Source organism: Lachnoclostridium edouardi (assembly GCF_900240245.1).
Classification (GTDB): Bacteria; Bacillota; Clostridia; order Lachnospirales; family Lachnospiraceae; genus Lachnoclostridium_A; species Lachnoclostridium_A edouardi.
In genome coordinates, this window is the sequence record NZ_OESQ01000001.1 from 1,800,776 (window position 1) to 1,817,125 (window position 16,350).

18 protein-coding genes and 1 pseudogene are annotated in these 16,350 nt (G+C 42.8%); 7 read left to right on the plus strand and 12 right to left on the minus strand.

What is annotated here, in order from left to right; translation table 11 throughout:
• Positions 1-2: 2 nt before the first annotated feature.
• The 10 genes from C1A07_RS08450 to C1A07_RS08495 form a co-directional block, all read right to left on the minus strand.
• Positions 3-656: a ribulose-phosphate 3-epimerase gene (locus C1A07_RS08450; protein ID WP_101876725.1), complete on the minus strand. Its 654-nt coding sequence runs from the start codon at positions 654-656 to the stop codon at positions 3-5.
• Positions 653-1,573, minus strand: coding sequence for a transketolase family protein (locus tag C1A07_RS08455; protein ID WP_101876726.1), 921 nt, complete (start codon positions 1,571-1,573; stop codon positions 653-655). The genes C1A07_RS08450 and C1A07_RS08455 overlap by 4 nt, the downstream gene beginning before the upstream one ends.
• The gene (locus C1A07_RS08460) at positions 1,570-2,394 is read right to left on the minus strand and encodes a transketolase (RefSeq protein ID WP_242972285.1); all 825 of its coding nucleotides are present in this window, start codon (positions 2,392-2,394) and stop codon (positions 1,570-1,572) included. The genes C1A07_RS08455 and C1A07_RS08460 overlap by 4 nt, the downstream gene beginning before the upstream one ends.
• Positions 2,395-2,419: 25 nt before the next feature.
• On the minus strand, positions 2,420-3,223 hold the full coding sequence (locus C1A07_RS08465) for a BtpA/SgcQ family protein (RefSeq protein WP_101876727.1): 804 nt from the start codon (positions 3,221-3,223) through the stop codon (positions 2,420-2,422).
• Between the two features lie 37 nt (positions 3,224-3,260).
• Positions 3,261-4,349: a M42 family metallopeptidase gene (locus tag C1A07_RS08470; protein WP_101876728.1), complete on the minus strand. Its 1,089-nt coding sequence runs from the start codon at positions 4,347-4,349 to the stop codon at positions 3,261-3,263.
• A 63-nt stretch (positions 4,350-4,412) separates the two neighbouring features.
• On the minus strand, positions 4,413-5,561 hold the full coding sequence (locus tag C1A07_RS08475; RefSeq protein ID WP_180952213.1) for an ABC transporter substrate-binding protein: 1,149 nt from the start codon (positions 5,559-5,561) through the stop codon (positions 4,413-4,415).
• Positions 5,562-5,608: 47 nt separating this feature from the next.
• A complete protein-coding gene (locus tag C1A07_RS08480) occupies positions 5,609-6,373 on the minus strand; it encodes an ABC transporter permease (protein WP_101876730.1) in 765 nt (254 codons plus the stop codon).
• Positions 6,374-6,385: 12 nt separating this feature from the next.
• The gene (locus tag C1A07_RS08485) at positions 6,386-7,186 is read right to left on the minus strand and encodes an ABC transporter ATP-binding protein (RefSeq protein WP_101876731.1); all 801 of its coding nucleotides are present in this window, start codon (positions 7,184-7,186) and stop codon (positions 6,386-6,388) included.
• A gap of 13 nt (positions 7,187-7,199) precedes the next feature.
• Positions 7,200-7,982 carry an ABC transporter permease gene (locus tag C1A07_RS08490; RefSeq protein WP_101876732.1) on the minus strand — a complete coding sequence of 261 codons (783 nt, stop codon included), beginning with the start codon at positions 7,980-7,982 and terminating at the stop codon, positions 7,200-7,202.
• A gap of 23 nt (positions 7,983-8,005) precedes the next feature.
• A complete protein-coding gene (locus C1A07_RS08495; RefSeq protein WP_101876733.1) occupies positions 8,006-8,806 on the minus strand; it encodes an ABC transporter ATP-binding protein in 801 nt (266 codons plus the stop codon).
• Between the two features lie 274 nt (positions 8,807-9,080).
• On the opposite strand from C1A07_RS08495, the pseudogene C1A07_RS08500 reads away from it, so the two are divergent.
• The 7 genes and pseudogenes from C1A07_RS08500 to C1A07_RS08530 all read left to right on the plus strand — a co-directional run.
• Positions 9,081-9,464: pseudogene (locus tag C1A07_RS08500) on the plus strand (ImmA/IrrE family metallo-endopeptidase); the annotation flags it as partial.
• A 144-nt stretch (positions 9,465-9,608) separates the two neighbouring features.
• The gene (locus C1A07_RS08505; RefSeq protein ID WP_101876734.1) at positions 9,609-10,145 is read left to right on the plus strand and encodes a hypothetical protein; all 537 of its coding nucleotides are present in this window, start codon (positions 9,609-9,611) and stop codon (positions 10,143-10,145) included.
• 300 nt (positions 10,146-10,445) lie between these two features.
• Complete coding sequence (locus C1A07_RS08510) at positions 10,446-10,994, plus strand: sigma-70 family RNA polymerase sigma factor (RefSeq protein ID WP_101876735.1); 549 nt, start codon at positions 10,446-10,448, stop codon at positions 10,992-10,994.
• 486 nt (positions 10,995-11,480) lie between these two features.
• Positions 11,481-11,861 carry a type II toxin-antitoxin system PemK/MazF family toxin gene (locus C1A07_RS08515; protein ID WP_002569115.1) on the plus strand — a complete coding sequence of 127 codons (381 nt, stop codon included), beginning with the start codon at positions 11,481-11,483 and terminating at the stop codon, positions 11,859-11,861.
• Between the two features lie 30 nt (positions 11,862-11,891).
• Positions 11,892-12,119: a helix-turn-helix domain-containing protein gene (locus C1A07_RS08520; protein WP_002569114.1), complete on the plus strand. Its 228-nt coding sequence runs from the start codon at positions 11,892-11,894 to the stop codon at positions 12,117-12,119.
• A 104-nt stretch (positions 12,120-12,223) separates the two neighbouring features.
• Positions 12,224-12,661 (plus strand): helix-turn-helix domain-containing protein, encoded by a 438-nt coding sequence (locus C1A07_RS08525; RefSeq protein WP_101876736.1) that lies wholly within the window; start codon positions 12,224-12,226, stop codon positions 12,659-12,661.
• Entirely contained in the window at positions 12,639-14,030 is a 1,392-nt protein-coding gene (locus C1A07_RS08530; RefSeq protein WP_007862346.1) for a tyrosine-type recombinase/integrase, read from the plus strand. The genes C1A07_RS08525 and C1A07_RS08530 overlap by 23 nt, the downstream gene beginning before the upstream one ends.
• 511 nt (positions 14,031-14,541) lie before the next feature.
• On the opposite strand, the gene C1A07_RS08535 is transcribed toward C1A07_RS08530, so the two are convergent.
• The gene (locus C1A07_RS08535) at positions 14,542-15,423 is read right to left on the minus strand and encodes a hypothetical protein (RefSeq protein WP_101876737.1); all 882 of its coding nucleotides are present in this window, start codon (positions 15,421-15,423) and stop codon (positions 14,542-14,544) included.
• Between the two features lie 67 nt (positions 15,424-15,490).
• Positions 15,491-16,294, minus strand: a complete 804-nt coding sequence (locus C1A07_RS08540; protein ID WP_101876738.1) for a hypothetical protein — start codon at positions 16,292-16,294, stop codon at positions 15,491-15,493.
• Positions 16,295-16,350 lie beyond the last annotated feature (56 nt).

Here is a 16,350-nt window from a genome sequence, read left to right on the forward strand (position 1 = left end):
CTTTAGTCTTCTTCCTGCTTATTACTCATCATCATATGAAAGTAAGAAAGCCGCTCTTTGGGCTGCTTTGCCTGAACAACAGCTCTTCCCATAACGGTAGTGTCCGCCCCTGCCTGACAAACCATAAAAAGCTCCTTTTCTCCAATTCCTCCGTCTACCCACACTGATTTTTCTGTCCCTGCAAGCTGCCTTGCCTGATAAATCCTTTTTAAACTGCTTTTTCTAAAGCTTTGATTTTCTCCGTCCGGCTCTGAGGTCATTATTAAAAGGAAATCCAGATCTTCCATAAAAGGTTCTCCATGAAAAACAGGGGTGGAAAAATTAAAGGCAAGACCTGCTTTCATACCATGTTTTTTTATTTCTCTGATTACCTCTAAAGGATAAGGGCTGCTTTCCAGATGAAAAGCAGCCTCCTTTACTCCGCATTCTGCCAAGGGTTTTATGTATGCCAATGGATTTGTTACCATTAAATGTGCATTTAAGGACAGCTTTGTAGCTTTGCTGATTTCTTTTACGGTTTTCATTCCAAATGTAATATTGGGAATAAAATTTCCGTCCTCAATATCTATGTGAAGCGTCCCTGCTTCCCCCAGCTTTTTTAAAGTTGATTCAATATTTAACATACCTGCCGAAGCAATAGAAGGAATAATTCTCATAAGAAGGCCTTCACCTCTTCTGCAATATCCTCAGGCGTTAAATGATACATTTTATATAATTCTGAAGGCGTCCCGGAACGGCCGTATACATCCTGAAGTCCCAGCCTTTTTTCTCTGGCCGGAGCGTTTTCTGTCAGCACTTCAGCCACAGCTCCTCCCAGGCCTCCTAAAACGTTGTGGTCCTCCACTGTGACAATTCCTTTTGTTTCCAGGGCTGCTTTTATAATGGCTTCTTTATCAATAGGCTTTATAGAATACATGTCAATAATTCTGGCATCTATACCCTGCTCTTCCAGGATTTTTCCTGCCTTTACAGCTCTCCACACCATACTTCCGCAGGCAATAATGGTCACGTCTTTTCCGTCCCTTAAAAGCCGGCTTCCTCCTATAAAAAATTCCTCCCTGTCCTGATATAATTCTTCAGCAGGTTCCTTCCCCAGCCGCATATAGCAAGGGCCGTTATGATCTGCAATTGCCTTTGTCAGCTGTCTCGTATTATTAGGGGTGGACGGCACTACCACAGTCATATTAGGAAGGGCTCTCATAATAGATATATCTTCAATAGCCTGATGGGTTCCCCCATCTCCTCCTGTTTCCAGCCCTGCATGGGTTCCAATAATTTTTGCATTGGCGTTGGCATAACAAATAGCATTTCTCACCTGTTCCACCGCTCTCATACAGGTAAATACTGCAAACGTGGCGGCAAAAGGAATCTTTCCCGTATAGGCCAGGCCGGCTGCAATTCCCATCATGTTCTGTTCTGCAATGCCGCATTGAATAAACTTAGAGGGCGCCTTGTCCCGGCATACCAGGGTACCTGTAGATTTACATGCGTCTGCGTCCAGAATAAAAATTTCTTCTCTTTCTTCTGCCAGCTGCGCCAAGGTTTCACTAAAAGCAACTCTGTTTGCTATCATAAGGTTCCTCCTTCCAATTCTTTTTCAATCTGCTCCCACTGTTCTTTGGAAGGCGCTCCCCCATGCCAGGCAGCTTTTCCCTCCATAAAGGAAATACCTTTGCCCTTTACTGTGTGAGCAATAACCATTGTAGGAGTTCCCTCAGGCTGATTGGGAATAGAGTCAAAGGTGTTTACCAAAGCTTCTATATCATGGCCGTCTGTTTCCACTACATTCCATCCAAAGGACTTAAACTTATCTGCTACATTTCCTAAAGGCACAATCTCATCTACTGTGCCGCACATCTGTACACGGTTATAGTCCAGTATGGCCACCAGATTTCCCAGCTTCATAGCAGGCGCCAGCATAGCCGCCTCCCAGTTCTGGCCTTCCTCCAGCTCTCCGTCCCCTACCATTACATATGTTTTATAATTTTTCTTATCTGCCTTTCCCGCCAGTGCAACTCCAATGGCAATAGACATATTTTGTCCTAAGGACCCTGATACACTTTCCCCTCCCGGTACCTTTAAATTAGGCGTGGCCTGAAGCATTCCGTCTCCCAGTCTGATTTTCAGCAAATGCTTAATGTCAAAATATCCCCTTTGAGCCATAACTGCATAGAGAGCCGGGGCTCCATGGCCTTTACTTAGAAGAAATCTGTCTCTGTCCTCCCAGGACGGATTTTCCGGATCAAGATTCATAGTATGAAAATATAACACTGTAAATATATCCACTGCTGACAGACAGCCTCCCGGATGGCCGGAGCCTACAGTATAAATTGCTTTTAAAGTGTCATATCTGGCAGTGGCTGCAATTTTTTTCATTTCTTCAGTTGAGTACAAAATTCCTCCTCCTTTCCAGGTATGCTCAGCGGATTCTCTTTACTTTATCCATAAATTCCTTTACTCTGCTTTCATCTACACAGTTTTCAAATTTTCCGTCTTCCTTAAAAGTAGTTCCCACTACCGCCCCGTCTGCGTATGTAAGCTGCTTTTCAATATTTTCCAGTCTGCATCCTGTATTGCAGAAAACAGCTGTATCAGGAACTGTATTTTTTACTTTGCACAAAATCTGAGAATCCGTCTCAGCTCCCGCCGTCATTCCCGACACACATAAGGCGTCAGGATGGTGATTAAATACTGTAGTTTTTGCAATTTCAGTAATATCTCTGTCCGCCAAATATTTTGCCGCTTCAGGAACAATATTAAAAAATAATTTTACGTCTTTTCTGTTTACCTCTGCCTTGTGTCTGGCTACTGCCCCTGGGTTAGTATTCCAAAGCCCAAAGTCGCTGGCGTAAACGCCTGACATAATCTCCCGGATAAATAATGCCCCTGTGGCCGCCGCCAGGTCGATAGAGGCAATAGGGTCCCAAAGTACATTTACGCCGTAAGGTATTTTTATTTCTGACTTTAATTCTCCGATTACATTGGCCATTGCCGCTGTTGTCACAGTTTTTACTTGTGTTAAATAGGGAAGGCTGAACTCATTGGAAAACATAACTGCATCAACGCCTCCGTCCTGAAGGGCTTTTAAATCGTGCCTTGCCATCTCAATTACATAATCCATTCCCTTTTCTTCATTGTATCCTGGATCTCCCGGCATAGCCTGCAGATGACACATAGCAATAATCGGTTTTTTAGTGCCAAACATCCCCTTAATCCATTCCATAGTTTTGTCTCCTTTATGCTGTTTTTATGAATTTTTCTTAAAACCGTCCTACAGGAAAGGCTGCATCAATTTCAGAAGCCATAATTGTTACAAGATCAGCTAAATGCTGTACGTCAGAAAGGTCGGCGCACTCTGAGGGAGTATGCGTATACCGGGCCGGAAATCCCATATCTATACATCCAATATAATTTCCTTCCATCTGAACATAAGCGGCATCTGTCAGCATACCTAATGTGGCAAATTCCTGGAGAGGAATCTGATTTTGTTCTGCACATTTTAAGGCAAGCCTGTATAATCCCTGATGTCCAATACACCCGTTTAATGTTCCTCTTCCATGGAAATTATACATTCCTACTGCTGCTCCCCTCCCCAGGCCGATATCATACTTTCCGGAAAGGTCAGACGTGTCTCCGCTCATTGTTACGTCCATACAAATGGCTAAATCTGGTTTCACCTTCCTTGCCGCAAATACAGCGCCTCTTATATTAAACTCTTCCCATACAGTACCCACTAAATAAATATCTGACTTATGCTTTATTCCTTTTAGCTGTTCTCCTATTGACACCAGGGCGGCGCAGCCGCATCTGTTGTCCACTGCAGTGCCGCACACATGATGATTCATTAGTTCCGTAAAATTCGGCTGGTATATTGCAGGACAGCCTACTCTGATTCCCGCCGCCTTTACCTGATCTGCAGAGGATGCTCCAATATCAATAAGCAGACTGGTAACTAAATCCACCTTATATTTTTCTTCTGCCGTAGCCTGATGATGAGATTTAACGCCGATCACTCCTGTTGTATATTCCCCGTCAATTCCTGCGATTGAAAGCTTTAGGGCAGGAAGCACTTTTTCCGGGATTCCTCCCATTCTGTCTACTTGAATAAAGCCGTCCTTCTCTATTTTCCGCACTATAAACCCCAGCTGATCCATATGGGCAAATATCATAATCCGGGGGGCCAGACTGTCTGTGCCTGCAAATTTTCCGATTACATTACCTGCCCTGTCTATTTCTACCTGATCAGCACAGGCCTCTAAATGAGATTTCATTGCATATGCCATTTTTTTCTCATATCCGGACGCTGCAGGAAGCAGCATAAATTCTTTTACCACATCACGTAATTTCAAGCTTTAAAACCTCCTTTTACAAAGAATTCTGCCTGCCAGGCCTCCCCGTTTAGAAAGACCTGCCTACTTTGTTACCATTTCATAATCTTTTGCATCCTGCTCTACTTCACTGCGCTCCCAATCGTTAGCTGCCTCAATAAACTCATTGGTGTAGAATTTATCGTCAGGAATAGCTGTTTTTACGATTCCCATTTTTACATAATCTCCCATGAGAAGCTCAATGGCCTCCTGGCGATGTTCCCCAATGGAAGTGCCTTCCATAACTTCTTTTCCTCCGCTCATAAAGTTTACTGCTGTGTCAATAATTTCCTCTGCGGAAGCCAAATCTACCTGAAGCGTAGGCCAGCTGGTGATTACAATATCAGCTGCAGCTTTGGGATTGCAGTAGCAGAAATATAATCCCTTTGCCAGCGCTCTGTTAAATCCGTTGATTAAATCAGGATATTCTTTTACTAAATTGGTGTTGGCAATAATAGAGTTGGAGGAGCTTTTATATACTTCCTCTCCGCTTAAATAAGCAATATCCATGCCTTCAGCCTTCCACTGCTGCCACTCTCCGTCCCATGTCCACACCGCGTCTACTGTTTTTTCCTGCAGCTGCTGCGCTCTGGCGTCGCTGATTGGTATCATAGTTACAGACTCTGGATTCACGCCTGCTGCCTCTAAAATAGGAATTACCTGGTTAGCAGTAGTTGGAGTCATTGTCCCTATTGTTTTTCCTTCCAGATCTTTTACAGATGTCATGCCGCTGTCAGCCATTACTGCAAAGCCAAAAATATCTACAGGATACAGCTGAAATACAGAAACAATATCCATTCCCGACTCAATCCCTGCTGCAGTTAAATGAGGTCCGGGAGCAGAAAACTCTGCCTGGTTGGAGGCAACCATTCTGGTAGCCGAGCTGGAATAGCTTTGCTCAAATACTACGTCAATGCCTTCATCGTCAAAATATCCCATCTGCTGTGAAACAATAAACGGCGTCCAGAGAAAGCTGGCTACTGCTGCCGGGAAGCCTACTCTTACAATCTCGTTCTTTCTCAGACTTCCTTCTTCCTTTTCGCCCTGGGCCTGTTCCCCGCCGCTTTCTGCAGAAGCCAAAACAGCCTCTGTGCCCGCGCTTTCAGCCTGGCTGGAAGCGTTTGTCCCTCCGCCGCAGCCAACAACAGATGCAGCCATAGCTGCTGTCAACATCATAGCAATTACCTTCTTCATATTTCTTCCTCCTTTTATAATTTTCATACAGCCATATACAGCTGTGTTTACTTTCTCCTTTTCACCACGTACATTTCCATTAAATTAATTAAAGTGTAAAAACACACCCCTATAGCAATCATTATGTAAACATAGGCAAATGCAATTTCCACCATCATAAACTCTGTGTAATAAGAAATCTGAGGGCCTACTCCTGTATTTCCTCCAATAAGCTCTGCCCCTACGGCTGAGGTAGTTGCAAAAATAGTGGCCAGTCTCATTCCTGTAAAGACGTTGGGAAGAGCAGAGGGAATCAGCACCTTAAAAAATGTCTGCAGTTTCGTTGCCCTTAAAGATTTCATAAGCTCATACCGTTCCGGCGCCACGCTTCTGATTCCCGTCATGGTGCTCATCATATTAATTGGAAAGCTGCTGAGAGCTACTGCCACAACCTTTACTTTTATGTCAAATCCCATCCAGAGCATAAGTAAAGGAACAATAATCATTTGAGGAGTGACAATCAGAAAAATTACATAGGGACTTACCGCCTTATCCATAAAAGCATTGCTGGTAAAAATCAGGGCCAGAATAATTCCCACGCTGACGCCTGCTGCGTATCCGATCATAATTTCTCTTAAAGTCACCAGCAAATTGGGAAATATTTCTCCCCAGTTGGCCGCCATTGCTTTTATAGTTGCCGACGGGGTAGCAATCAGCCAGGAAGGTACTTCAAAAAACTTGATTCCCCACTCCATTCCTAAAAACAGCAGGACAAACACCGCAGCCGGAGACAGGGAATATATCATATTCTTTACTTTTGACTCGCCAGGCATAAATCTACCTCCTTATACAATCTTAGACAGGTCAATGTCTCCTATCATTCCAGTAATCTTTTCCTCATACTCAATAAAACGGCTGTCCATGATGACGTCCAGGGTTCTGGGAAACGGAATATCAATAGGCACCTGGGCTACTATCCGTCCCGGCCTGGTGGCCATTACATATACCTTGTGGGACATCAGCACCGCTTCCCGCACATTGTGAGTAATAAATATAATGGTCTGCCCCAGTTTCTCCCAAAGACCTAAGGTCTCTAAATCCAGCTGTTCTCGTAAAATTTCGTCTAATGCTCCAAATGGCTCGTCCATAAGAAGAATTTCCGGCCTGAAAGACATGCTTCTTAACACTCCGGCTCTTTGTAAGGTTCCCCCCGAAAGAGCTCCCGGCTTCTCGTCTGCATATTGGGTTAAACGTCCTATTTCTAAAAGCTGGTCTACTGCCTCGTCCCACTCTTTTCCTTTTAATCCCAGAATTTTCTGAGGAAACGCAATGTTCTCTCTTACTGTCAGCCACGGCAGCATATTAGGTCTTTGAAAAATAAACCCCATTTTTCTGATAACCTCTTTTGGCACTTCCCTGCCGTAATGATACCCGTCTACATAAATGTCTCCGCTGCTGGGCTTAATAATATCGTCTAAAATTCTGATAATAGTAGACTTTCCGCAGCCGGACGGCCCTACAATAGAAACAATTTCTCTTTCCGGAATAGATATATTAATGTCCCGCAGGGCCTCTATTGTCTGTCTTTTTGTTTTAAATACTTTTGAAACATGCTCCAGAACTATTTTCTGCTTTTTTTCTTCCAAGGTCCCTCCCCCTTTACCGTTTCCAGGTTACAATCCGTTTCTCCAGAATCTGTACAATCATAAACATTGTTCTTCCTGTCAGTCCTACAACTAAAATACATCCCCAGGCTATGGGCATTTTTAAAAGTCCGCTGAAGTACTGCACGCTAAATCCCATACCGATTTTTCCTGCAATAAATTCTGTTCCAATTACATTTAAAATTGAAAATGAACATCCCAGCCTTAACCCCTGAAATACCTCTGGAAGGGCGTTGGGAAAAATTACTTTTATAAATGTCTGCCATTTAGAAGCCCCGTATCCTGCCGCCAAATCCAGCTTACTTTTATCTATGTTCTGAAATCCTGAAAGTGTGTTTAAAGCTAAGATTGCAGCTACCTGGAAGAATACTAAAATAGCCCTGTACTTTACTTCATATCCCGCCCATACCATGAAAATAGGTATTACTACCATGGTAGGCAGCGTTACCAGCAAAATAATCAAAGGGGTAAAGGCTTTTGTGGCTAATTTAGATTGAGATAAAAGAGAAGCAATTAAAATTCCCGTAGGCACTCCTGTTAAATATCCCATTCCAATTATTCCTGTTGTGGCCAGCCAGTCATCTAACAGCTCCACCCTAAAATACTTTATAAGCTCTGCAAAGATACTGGTAGGCGCAGGAATTACTAAAGGGGAAATTTGAAAAATATGTACCGATGACTCCCACACAATTAAGGCGATTCCTAAGGTTAAAAGAGGAGGCCACATGTTGTCCCACGCTGCCATAATTGCTTTTTGTCTGTTTTCAGAATTTTTCATTTGTTTCCTGTTTCCTCCTTTCCTTATACTTCTTCCCCATACTGCTGCTTTACAATTTTGATCATTTGTTTTCTTAAAGCTGTAAACCTTTCATTTGTGGCCACCTCTGTAGTTCTCTCCTCAAAAGGTACGTCTACAGTGACAACATTTTCAATTGTCCCCGGCCCGCCGCTCATTACATAAATTCTGTTGGAAAATAATAACGCTTCGTCAATGCTGTTTGTCACGATCACAATACTTTTTTGAGACTGTTCAAATATTCTTAGAAAATCAAATCTCAGCTTTTTTCTTGTTATGGCGTCTAATGCGCCGAATGGCTGATCCATAATCAGCAGCTCCGGGTTAAATACCATAGCTCTTGCAATATTCACCCTTTGCATCATTCCCCCTGAAAGCTCCTGAGGCAGACATGTTCTGTAGGCGGACAAGCCTACAATCTCCAGGGCCTCCTCAATTCTTTTTTTGTTCTCCTCCTCATTTTTCATGCCGAACACTTCCAAAGGAAACCTTAAATTATTTTCTACTGTGCGCCAAGGCAAAAGATTATTGTCCTGATAAACAAAGCCTATTTTCTTTTTAATATCTTTTGGAAAGCGCTTCCTGCAGTCCTGTCCAAAGATTTCCAGTTCCCCGTCTGTAGGCGTCTCGATTCCTGCAATAATTTTCGCCAGTGTAGTTTTTCCGCAGCCGCTGGGCCCCATAATTCCTATAATTTCCCTTTTACCCACTTCTAAAGATACATTTTGAATAATTTTTTTCTCTTTTGACTTCTTTCCATAAAATGTTTTTCCTATTTGTTTTACAGAAACTACACTATTATTCAAATATTCACCTTCTTTTTATAAATTTTCTCACGAGTTTCACTTTTTCAATTAGTTATCTTTCTAATTTTTATGGTTTTATCATATACTACTTTGTGCAATCCGTCAAGAACTTTATGAAAAATATTGAAAATAATAGAAAATATTAAGATATATTTCCTTAGTTTTTATTTTACTATTATGAATAATTTCCCTTCAATTTTTTTGTATTTTTTTCTATATTTTAACAAACAGGCAGAGATAAGCTATGATTTGGCACACAAAAAAGGCGGTTCCTTTCGATGACGGTGCCGTTGTTTTATATGACCAGATACAGAGACAGTATCGAATGATTGCAGTAAGAGCCGGTACAATCTTGATTGATGAACGGCTTTGTGATCCATCAAAATTGGGGCGGCTCCGTTTCACCTGTGCCCATGAGCTGGCACATTGGGTACTGCATAAGAAGTTATACTCCGGTACTGGAGATGTTGCTGCATATAACGGAAATGTTTCTTCCGATGAAAGTCATGGCATAATTGAGCGCCAGGCAGATACTATGGCCTCTGCTCTGCTGATGCCTTTACCGCAGATCAAAAAATGTTTTTACCGACTTAGAATGGGTCGGACAGATGAACAGCTCATTGCTGAAATGGCAAACATTTTTGAGATTTCCAAGTAAGCAATGCAGATTCGTCTAAAATCCAGAAACCTGATATAACCAAAGAGCGGGAATAGAGAGAGGTACTGCCCTCTCTCGCTCTCCTCTGCTATGCTATTTTGTACCTAATATGTTCGCAATATTGCGAACAAGGAGGGATATTCTATGAGGAAAGAAAGCACAACAATCCAAAAATGTAACAGCAGACTAACAGCTTTAGGGCTTAACAGCGACGCTGCGTTTCATAGAAGCAAGCTGATTCTAAAGATTTACCGGGATGTAGTCTGGGTTCTGAGTGAACGGGCAGAAGAATTGCAAGAAACTGCTTGGATTATGGGAGAACAAGATATAGAGTCTGGCCTCTGCTATCTTGAAAATTTTGCACCAGATATTGAACTACAAGCCTTTGAAGAAAAAGTGTGCTGCCTTGTTCAAAATCAAATGCTGGTCAATATTATTGACCGTGCACTCCTTCGTCTGAAACGGTATCCGGATCGAGGGGAACTTTACTATGAAATTTTGACTAAGCAATTCATCTATCGGTTCAATAGTACAGAGAAAGAATTGCTGGAAGAACTAAATATAGATCGCAGTGTCTTTTATGACCGAAAACGAGAAGCTATCTATTTATTTTCTGTTTGCTTGTTTGGATATTCTATTCCAGAAGTCCTGGAGGAGCTGCCCCGACTAAATTCCGACTAAATCCCGACAAATCCCCGACCTGATCCCTACTCCCTTCCGACTTCCGACCTGTTATACTTGGTATAGTGGCAGGAATGCGCTAAATTGAATACTTTTCTACATCAGGCCCGGCATTAACCGGGCTTTTTTCATTCCTGCTGTAATATGGCGGCAGGAACATGGCTGGAGGTGAAAACACTTCCGGCCTTTTTCTTTGCCCGGTATTAGGAGGCCGGTATGCGCTGGGAGGCGTACATAGCAAAATATCCATGACACCGTTCAAATTCACTGATTACCAAGAATTTGAACGGAGGAAAGGATATGACAAGAGTATTCATTTGGAAAAATAACAGCCCACAGGAATGGGAGGAAATCAGTTTTTCAGCGTTCAGTAAGGCACGCCGCAATGGTTGCTTTACTGGGCGCTTTTTTGTTGAAACAGTCAAAATGTTCCGTGATGAAGATGACCGCATTATCATGGAATGTTCTCGCAAAGATTTTGAAAAATACCAACAGGAGGACCGCCACAGCCGCTATCTCCAGGAACATGAGAAAAGTCGCTCTATATTCCCGGCTTCTCATGTGGGAGATCGTGACGGCACAGAGGAAGGTTATCAGGATACAGATTTGTTTGTGGATGAATCTGTTGATACTGCGGAACAAGCAATTTGTAATCTTCTTATGGCCGATCTGCACCGTGCTTTGCAGAAGCTGAGTCAAAAAGAACGCACTTTTATCTTGGATTATTACAGCATGGAAAAGCCAAGTACACTGAAATTAGCCAAAAAATATGGTATTAGTCAACCCGCAGCTCACAAGCGTCTGAAAAAAATTGAAGAAAAAATAAAAAAGTTGGTTATAGATTTCTAAAAAAAGTGGCAGTAGCAAGTGAGAGGGAAATCCTTTCACTTGCACCTTGACAACCTCATATACGAATCATTAAGTTTGATCCTCTTTGGGCGTAATAGCCGCTACATCAGCGGTATATTTTCTGAGAGCTGCCACTCACATAACAGGCCAACCCATTTTGCTGTATAGATGATTTTGCGGTTTATCAGAAATATATCAGGCTGGAATACATCGGATGGCATCCGGTCATGGCATAACAAAGAGGGGAGCCATCTTATAGCCATAGTCCGAGCGTGATAACAACCGTCGCAGGCCATGGGTAAGACTAAACGAAGTGAGGTGAAATTCCTGAGAAGCGGGCCAGCCACCTGCGGCTTAATGATTACCCGAATCCCTGGGGTGTCGTGGACAAGTAAGGGATAAAACAGGCGCTAAATTGAAGGAGACTCTGTAATTTGCAGGGCCTCCTTCTTACATAATCAAATCTCAAAACATAGGAGGATGAATATGAAAGAAGATTGGATTTATAAGCGTGGGGATTTATATTATGCCAATTTGAACCCTTATTTTGGATCAGAGCAAGGCGGCACCCGTCCTGTTCTGGTTCTTCAAAACAATGTGGGGAATTTTTTCTGCCCCACTTTGATCGTGGCTCCGCTCACCAGTAAATGGATTAAGAAAAAGGAGCTGCCCACACACTATGCGCTGGAGAGCGTTCCAGAGCTTGGACTGAAATCTGTTGTTCTGCTGGAGCAAATTAAAACGATTGATAAAAGGCGTGTTTTATCGTACATTGGGCGCGTATCTCGCGAAGAAATGAGAGCGATTGATGATGCTCTGCAAGTTAGTTTAGATATTCATATTCCGGAGGAAATGGAGGCTCCGTAAGGACACTTACCGGATAAAGGAGGCGTTTTTATGTTTGAAGCAAGAATTGCGGAATTGAACCGCTTTAATGAACAAAATCCTGTCAGCTATGACAAAAGAACCTATACGGTCGATGAGATTCAGGACATTCTGGGTATCAGTCGTCCCACAGCATATAATCTGGTAAAACAAGGTGTATTCCACAGCGTCAGAGTCGGCGGTCATATCCGCATTTCCAAAAAGAGCTTTGATGACTGGCTGGATCACGCAGATGAATGATTTGTCAAGGATGCCGATCTCCAAATCGACATCCTTAACTTTTTTTCTGCTTTCTCTTACAATGAGGCCATAGCAAGAAAAACTTTATAGAGGAGGCAAAAGCCATGCAGAAACAAAGAGTAAAGACCAGTATGTCTGTACCAGAGATGGGCAAAATGCTTGGGCTTGGTAAAGTAGAATCCTACTGGTTGGTTAAAAAGAACTATTTCAAAACAATTCAAGTGGTCGGACGAATGAGAGTTATGCTGGATAGCTTTGAAGATTGGTATGCCGGCCAGTTCCACTATAAAAAAGTGGATGGTACACCGCCCGGAGAGAAATGGAGGCATACTACGATGTCAGTACCGGAAATGGCGGATCTTTTGGGGCTGAAATCTGGCACAGCTTATGACCTTGTTAAAAGAGGTTATTTTGAGACGACCTTGATTGACCGAAGAATTCGTATCATTACCAGCAGTTTTGAAGCCTGGTATCAAAAGCAAACTCATTATGTGAAAATCTCAGAAAGGAGCAATGAAAATGGCATCTATCGTGAAGCGTAAAAGCAAATATTCTGTGGTGTATGATTACACAGATGAAAACGGAAAACGCAGACAGCGTTGGGAAACCTTCAGCACAAATGCAGAAGCAAAAAAACGAAAAAAGCAAATTGAGTATGAGCAGGACTCTGGAACCTTCTTTATTCCTACGGCAAAGACCCTGAACGATCTGCTCGATGAATATATGTCCATTTATGGTGTAAATACCTGGGCAATGTCAACATATGAAAGCCGCCGTGGTCTGGCGAGAAACTACATAACTCCTATTATCGGAGATATGTTACTATCTGACATCACTCCAAGGATGATGGATAAGTATTACCGCGATCTGCTCTCTGTGAAAACGGTAAGCGTCAACAACCGCAAACCCACAAGCGAATATCTGACCCCGCATACAGTAAGAGAAATTCACAAGCTACTTCGCAGTGCCTTTAATCAGGCGGTGCGTTGGGAACTAATCAGCCGTAACCCTGTCCTGAATGCGACACTTCCCAAAGAAGAACATAAAGAACGGGATATATGGACTGCCGAAACTCTGAGCAAGGCTATGGAAGTCTGTGATGATCCTATCCTCTCCCTTGCCTTAAATCTGGCGTTCTCCTGCTCTTTACGCATTGGCGAAATGCTGGGCCTTACCTGGGACTGTATTGATATTGCACCACAGAGCATAGAAAATGGTTCAGCTTATATATTCGTCAACAAAGAGCTGCAACGGGTTACACGAGGTGCATTGGACGATTTGAGCGACAAAGGTGTTATTAAGAAGTTTCCACCTTGCATAGCCAGTACCCATACTGCTCTGGTCCTGAAAGAACCTAAAACCAAAACCAGTATTCGCCGTGTGTACCTGCCGAAAACAGTTGCCTATATGCTGGTAGAGAGAAAAAAAGAAATCGACGAGCTGATGGATCTGTTTGGAGACGAATACATCGACAATAACCTGGTCTTTTGCTCCAGCAATGGCCGTCCGATGGAAAGCCAGGTGATTAACCGTGCTTTCAATAAACTTATCAAAGAAAACGGACTGCCTCATGTTGTATTCCATTCTCTCCGCCACTCCAGCATCACCTACAAGCTGAAACTCAATGGCGGCGATATGAAATCCGTCCAGGGCGACTCCGGTCATGCTCAGGTAAAAATGGTTGCAGATGTCTACTCTCACATCATCGACGAGGATCGCTGCATAAACGCTCAGCGATTGGAGGAAGCATTTTACTCATCCAAGACTCCTGATCCTGTTGAAGATACAGAGCCTAAAACTGCGGATACTGCCGTCACTGAAAGTGATGAAAGTGATGCAGCGAAGATACTGGAACTGCTTAAAAATCCCGAAACTGCCGCACTGCTCAAGCAGCTGGCAAAAGCTTTATAAAGTCCCTCCCTCAGAAGAACGCCTCTCACTTTGTGAGAGGTTTTCTTCGTTTGAACCACTTTGCACAGTGACCAAACACTTTTTTTGTTAGCAAGGTTCTGAAAGCATTTTTGAGCGATGTTAGCAAATTCGCGATTTTGTTTGCAACTTCCTCTAATTTCCGCTAACAAATGTTTGCAAGTTCCTTTGGTAAAAATCGAACCTCTGACTTACCGCCTTTCTTAGCAAAAGGCCAAATCTCGTTAGCAAATGTTAGCAAACCAAGGTTTTTTGCAAAAAAGCCACAAAAGCCGCAGAAATAAGAAAAGCCGAAAACCCTGATAAATCAAAGGTTTTCGGCGTGTTTGCTGGCGTCCCTGGCGGGATTCGAACCCACGGCCTTTCGCTTAGGAGTTGGACTATCACTCAAAAAACCTAGGAAAGGAGCGCATTTCCAGCCCTTATTTTTTGCAATCACTCAACTAATCACTCAAAGTAAAGAAGCTTCCCATTGCGGGAAAGCTTCTCTAATTTAACTGAACCACACTTTACTATCTGGATAAATGTACCATTTACCATCTGAACCTGCTGTAAGTAAAATTTTTGCATCGTGATAATCGCCAAAATCCACATCAATCATTCGATAAGAGGAAAGCGGCAAACCAAAAATCATATCCGTCATTCCAGAGCTTGCATAAGCATTTCTATCCCAAGCAGGAGACTCATAGTTTGTATTATCATAAAATGCATTCTTCTCTATACCCTGCTCAGGAAAATTATTAAACATCTGACTTACAACACCAACAAAGTAGGTAATACTATTAGCTTCTTCAATAGGCTTTCCCATTATATCCGTGTACATTTCCATAGATGCTATTGTAATCGGCAAACCTTGATATGTAGCTGTATAAGTTGGCCCCCAAGTATCCTTACCTGTTACCTGCTTGTCTGTGAAAAAGTCAAGTGAATTTTTCGTATGTATTAAACCAAGCAATTCATCATTATAAGTAATGGGAGCAATACTCTTTCCGTCCATTACCGGCGGTTCGGTTGACCGTGATTCAACGCTTCCGAGTGGCTTTACACAGTCCTGCATCCACTTTGTAGGCTTTGTCTGTACAACGCCGTCTACTACCCACTCTCCGTTTTCATTTACTGTATAACCGTCAGATGTTGTTGTATTCGTAAGTAAATATCCATCTTGGTCAAAATAATAACTTTTTGCTGTACCGTCACTATCATCATCTATCCAATTCCAACCATGAACTGGATAGACTGAAAGCTCAGACCACATTTCCAACCACTGCCAGCCTTTTTCATCTTGATGCCAAGTTCCAACATTAGCAAACGCCGTCATACTCATGGCTATCGTCATGGCTGCTGTTAAAAGTGATATTTTCGTTCTTTTCTTCATCTTTTCTTTCTCCTTTTAGTCTTCCTCTTGTTGTGTGCAAATTGTTGCAAAAAATTTAATAAAGCAGTTATCTTAAACTAATAATGGCATCGTATCCCTTTACTCCACTCCAACTAATTCCAGCCTCTCCTGCAGCAATATTGCAATCAGGTTCGTTTGCAAACGCATATGCGTCTCCTACAATACGATCATTAAATCCGAGTTTCCACAGTTTTTCTGCTGCTTCTTCTCCCCAGATATCTTTTTCGTAATATTTAAAAAGATACGTTCCGTCCAGCTCCGGATATAATTCAGAAACACCTACACTTTTATAAGATCCTGATCCTTCATATGGGTAGAACACTTTGAATCCGTTGGCGTAATGAATAATTGTGCAAGTACCTAGAGACACATCATCCACCTTCACCTCACCGAACTTCGCATTTTCTTCACGTGAATTTTTCTTCATTTCGATCGCCGCATTGCTGGCTCCCCACTCATTGTAGCCACCGTTGTCTTTCGTTAATTCCCCTGCTGCCGCCTGGCTCTGTTCTGGCGCCTTTGCTTCGTTCAGATTTCTGGTCTGCACCACGCCATCAACCACCCATGCGCCGTCCGCATTCACATGAAAGCCATCGCCCGAAACGCTATTTGTCATCATGTAGCCGTTTCCGTCGAAGAAATAACACTCTGCAACGCCGTCGTCGTTTCCGTCAATCCACTGCCAAGCGCCAGTCGGCCATGTACCATCTTCATTCTGCCACCACCAGCCGGTCGCGTCCTTCTGCCAGCTTCCTTTTGTGCCGCCTTCGGTCACTCCTGCAAATGCAGTCATGCTCATCGTCATGCTCATTGCTGCTGTTAAAAGTGGTACTATCATTTTCTTTCTCATAAAATCCCCGCTCCTTTATCTCTTGATGAGGTCTAAAAACAGAACCTTTCGCTACT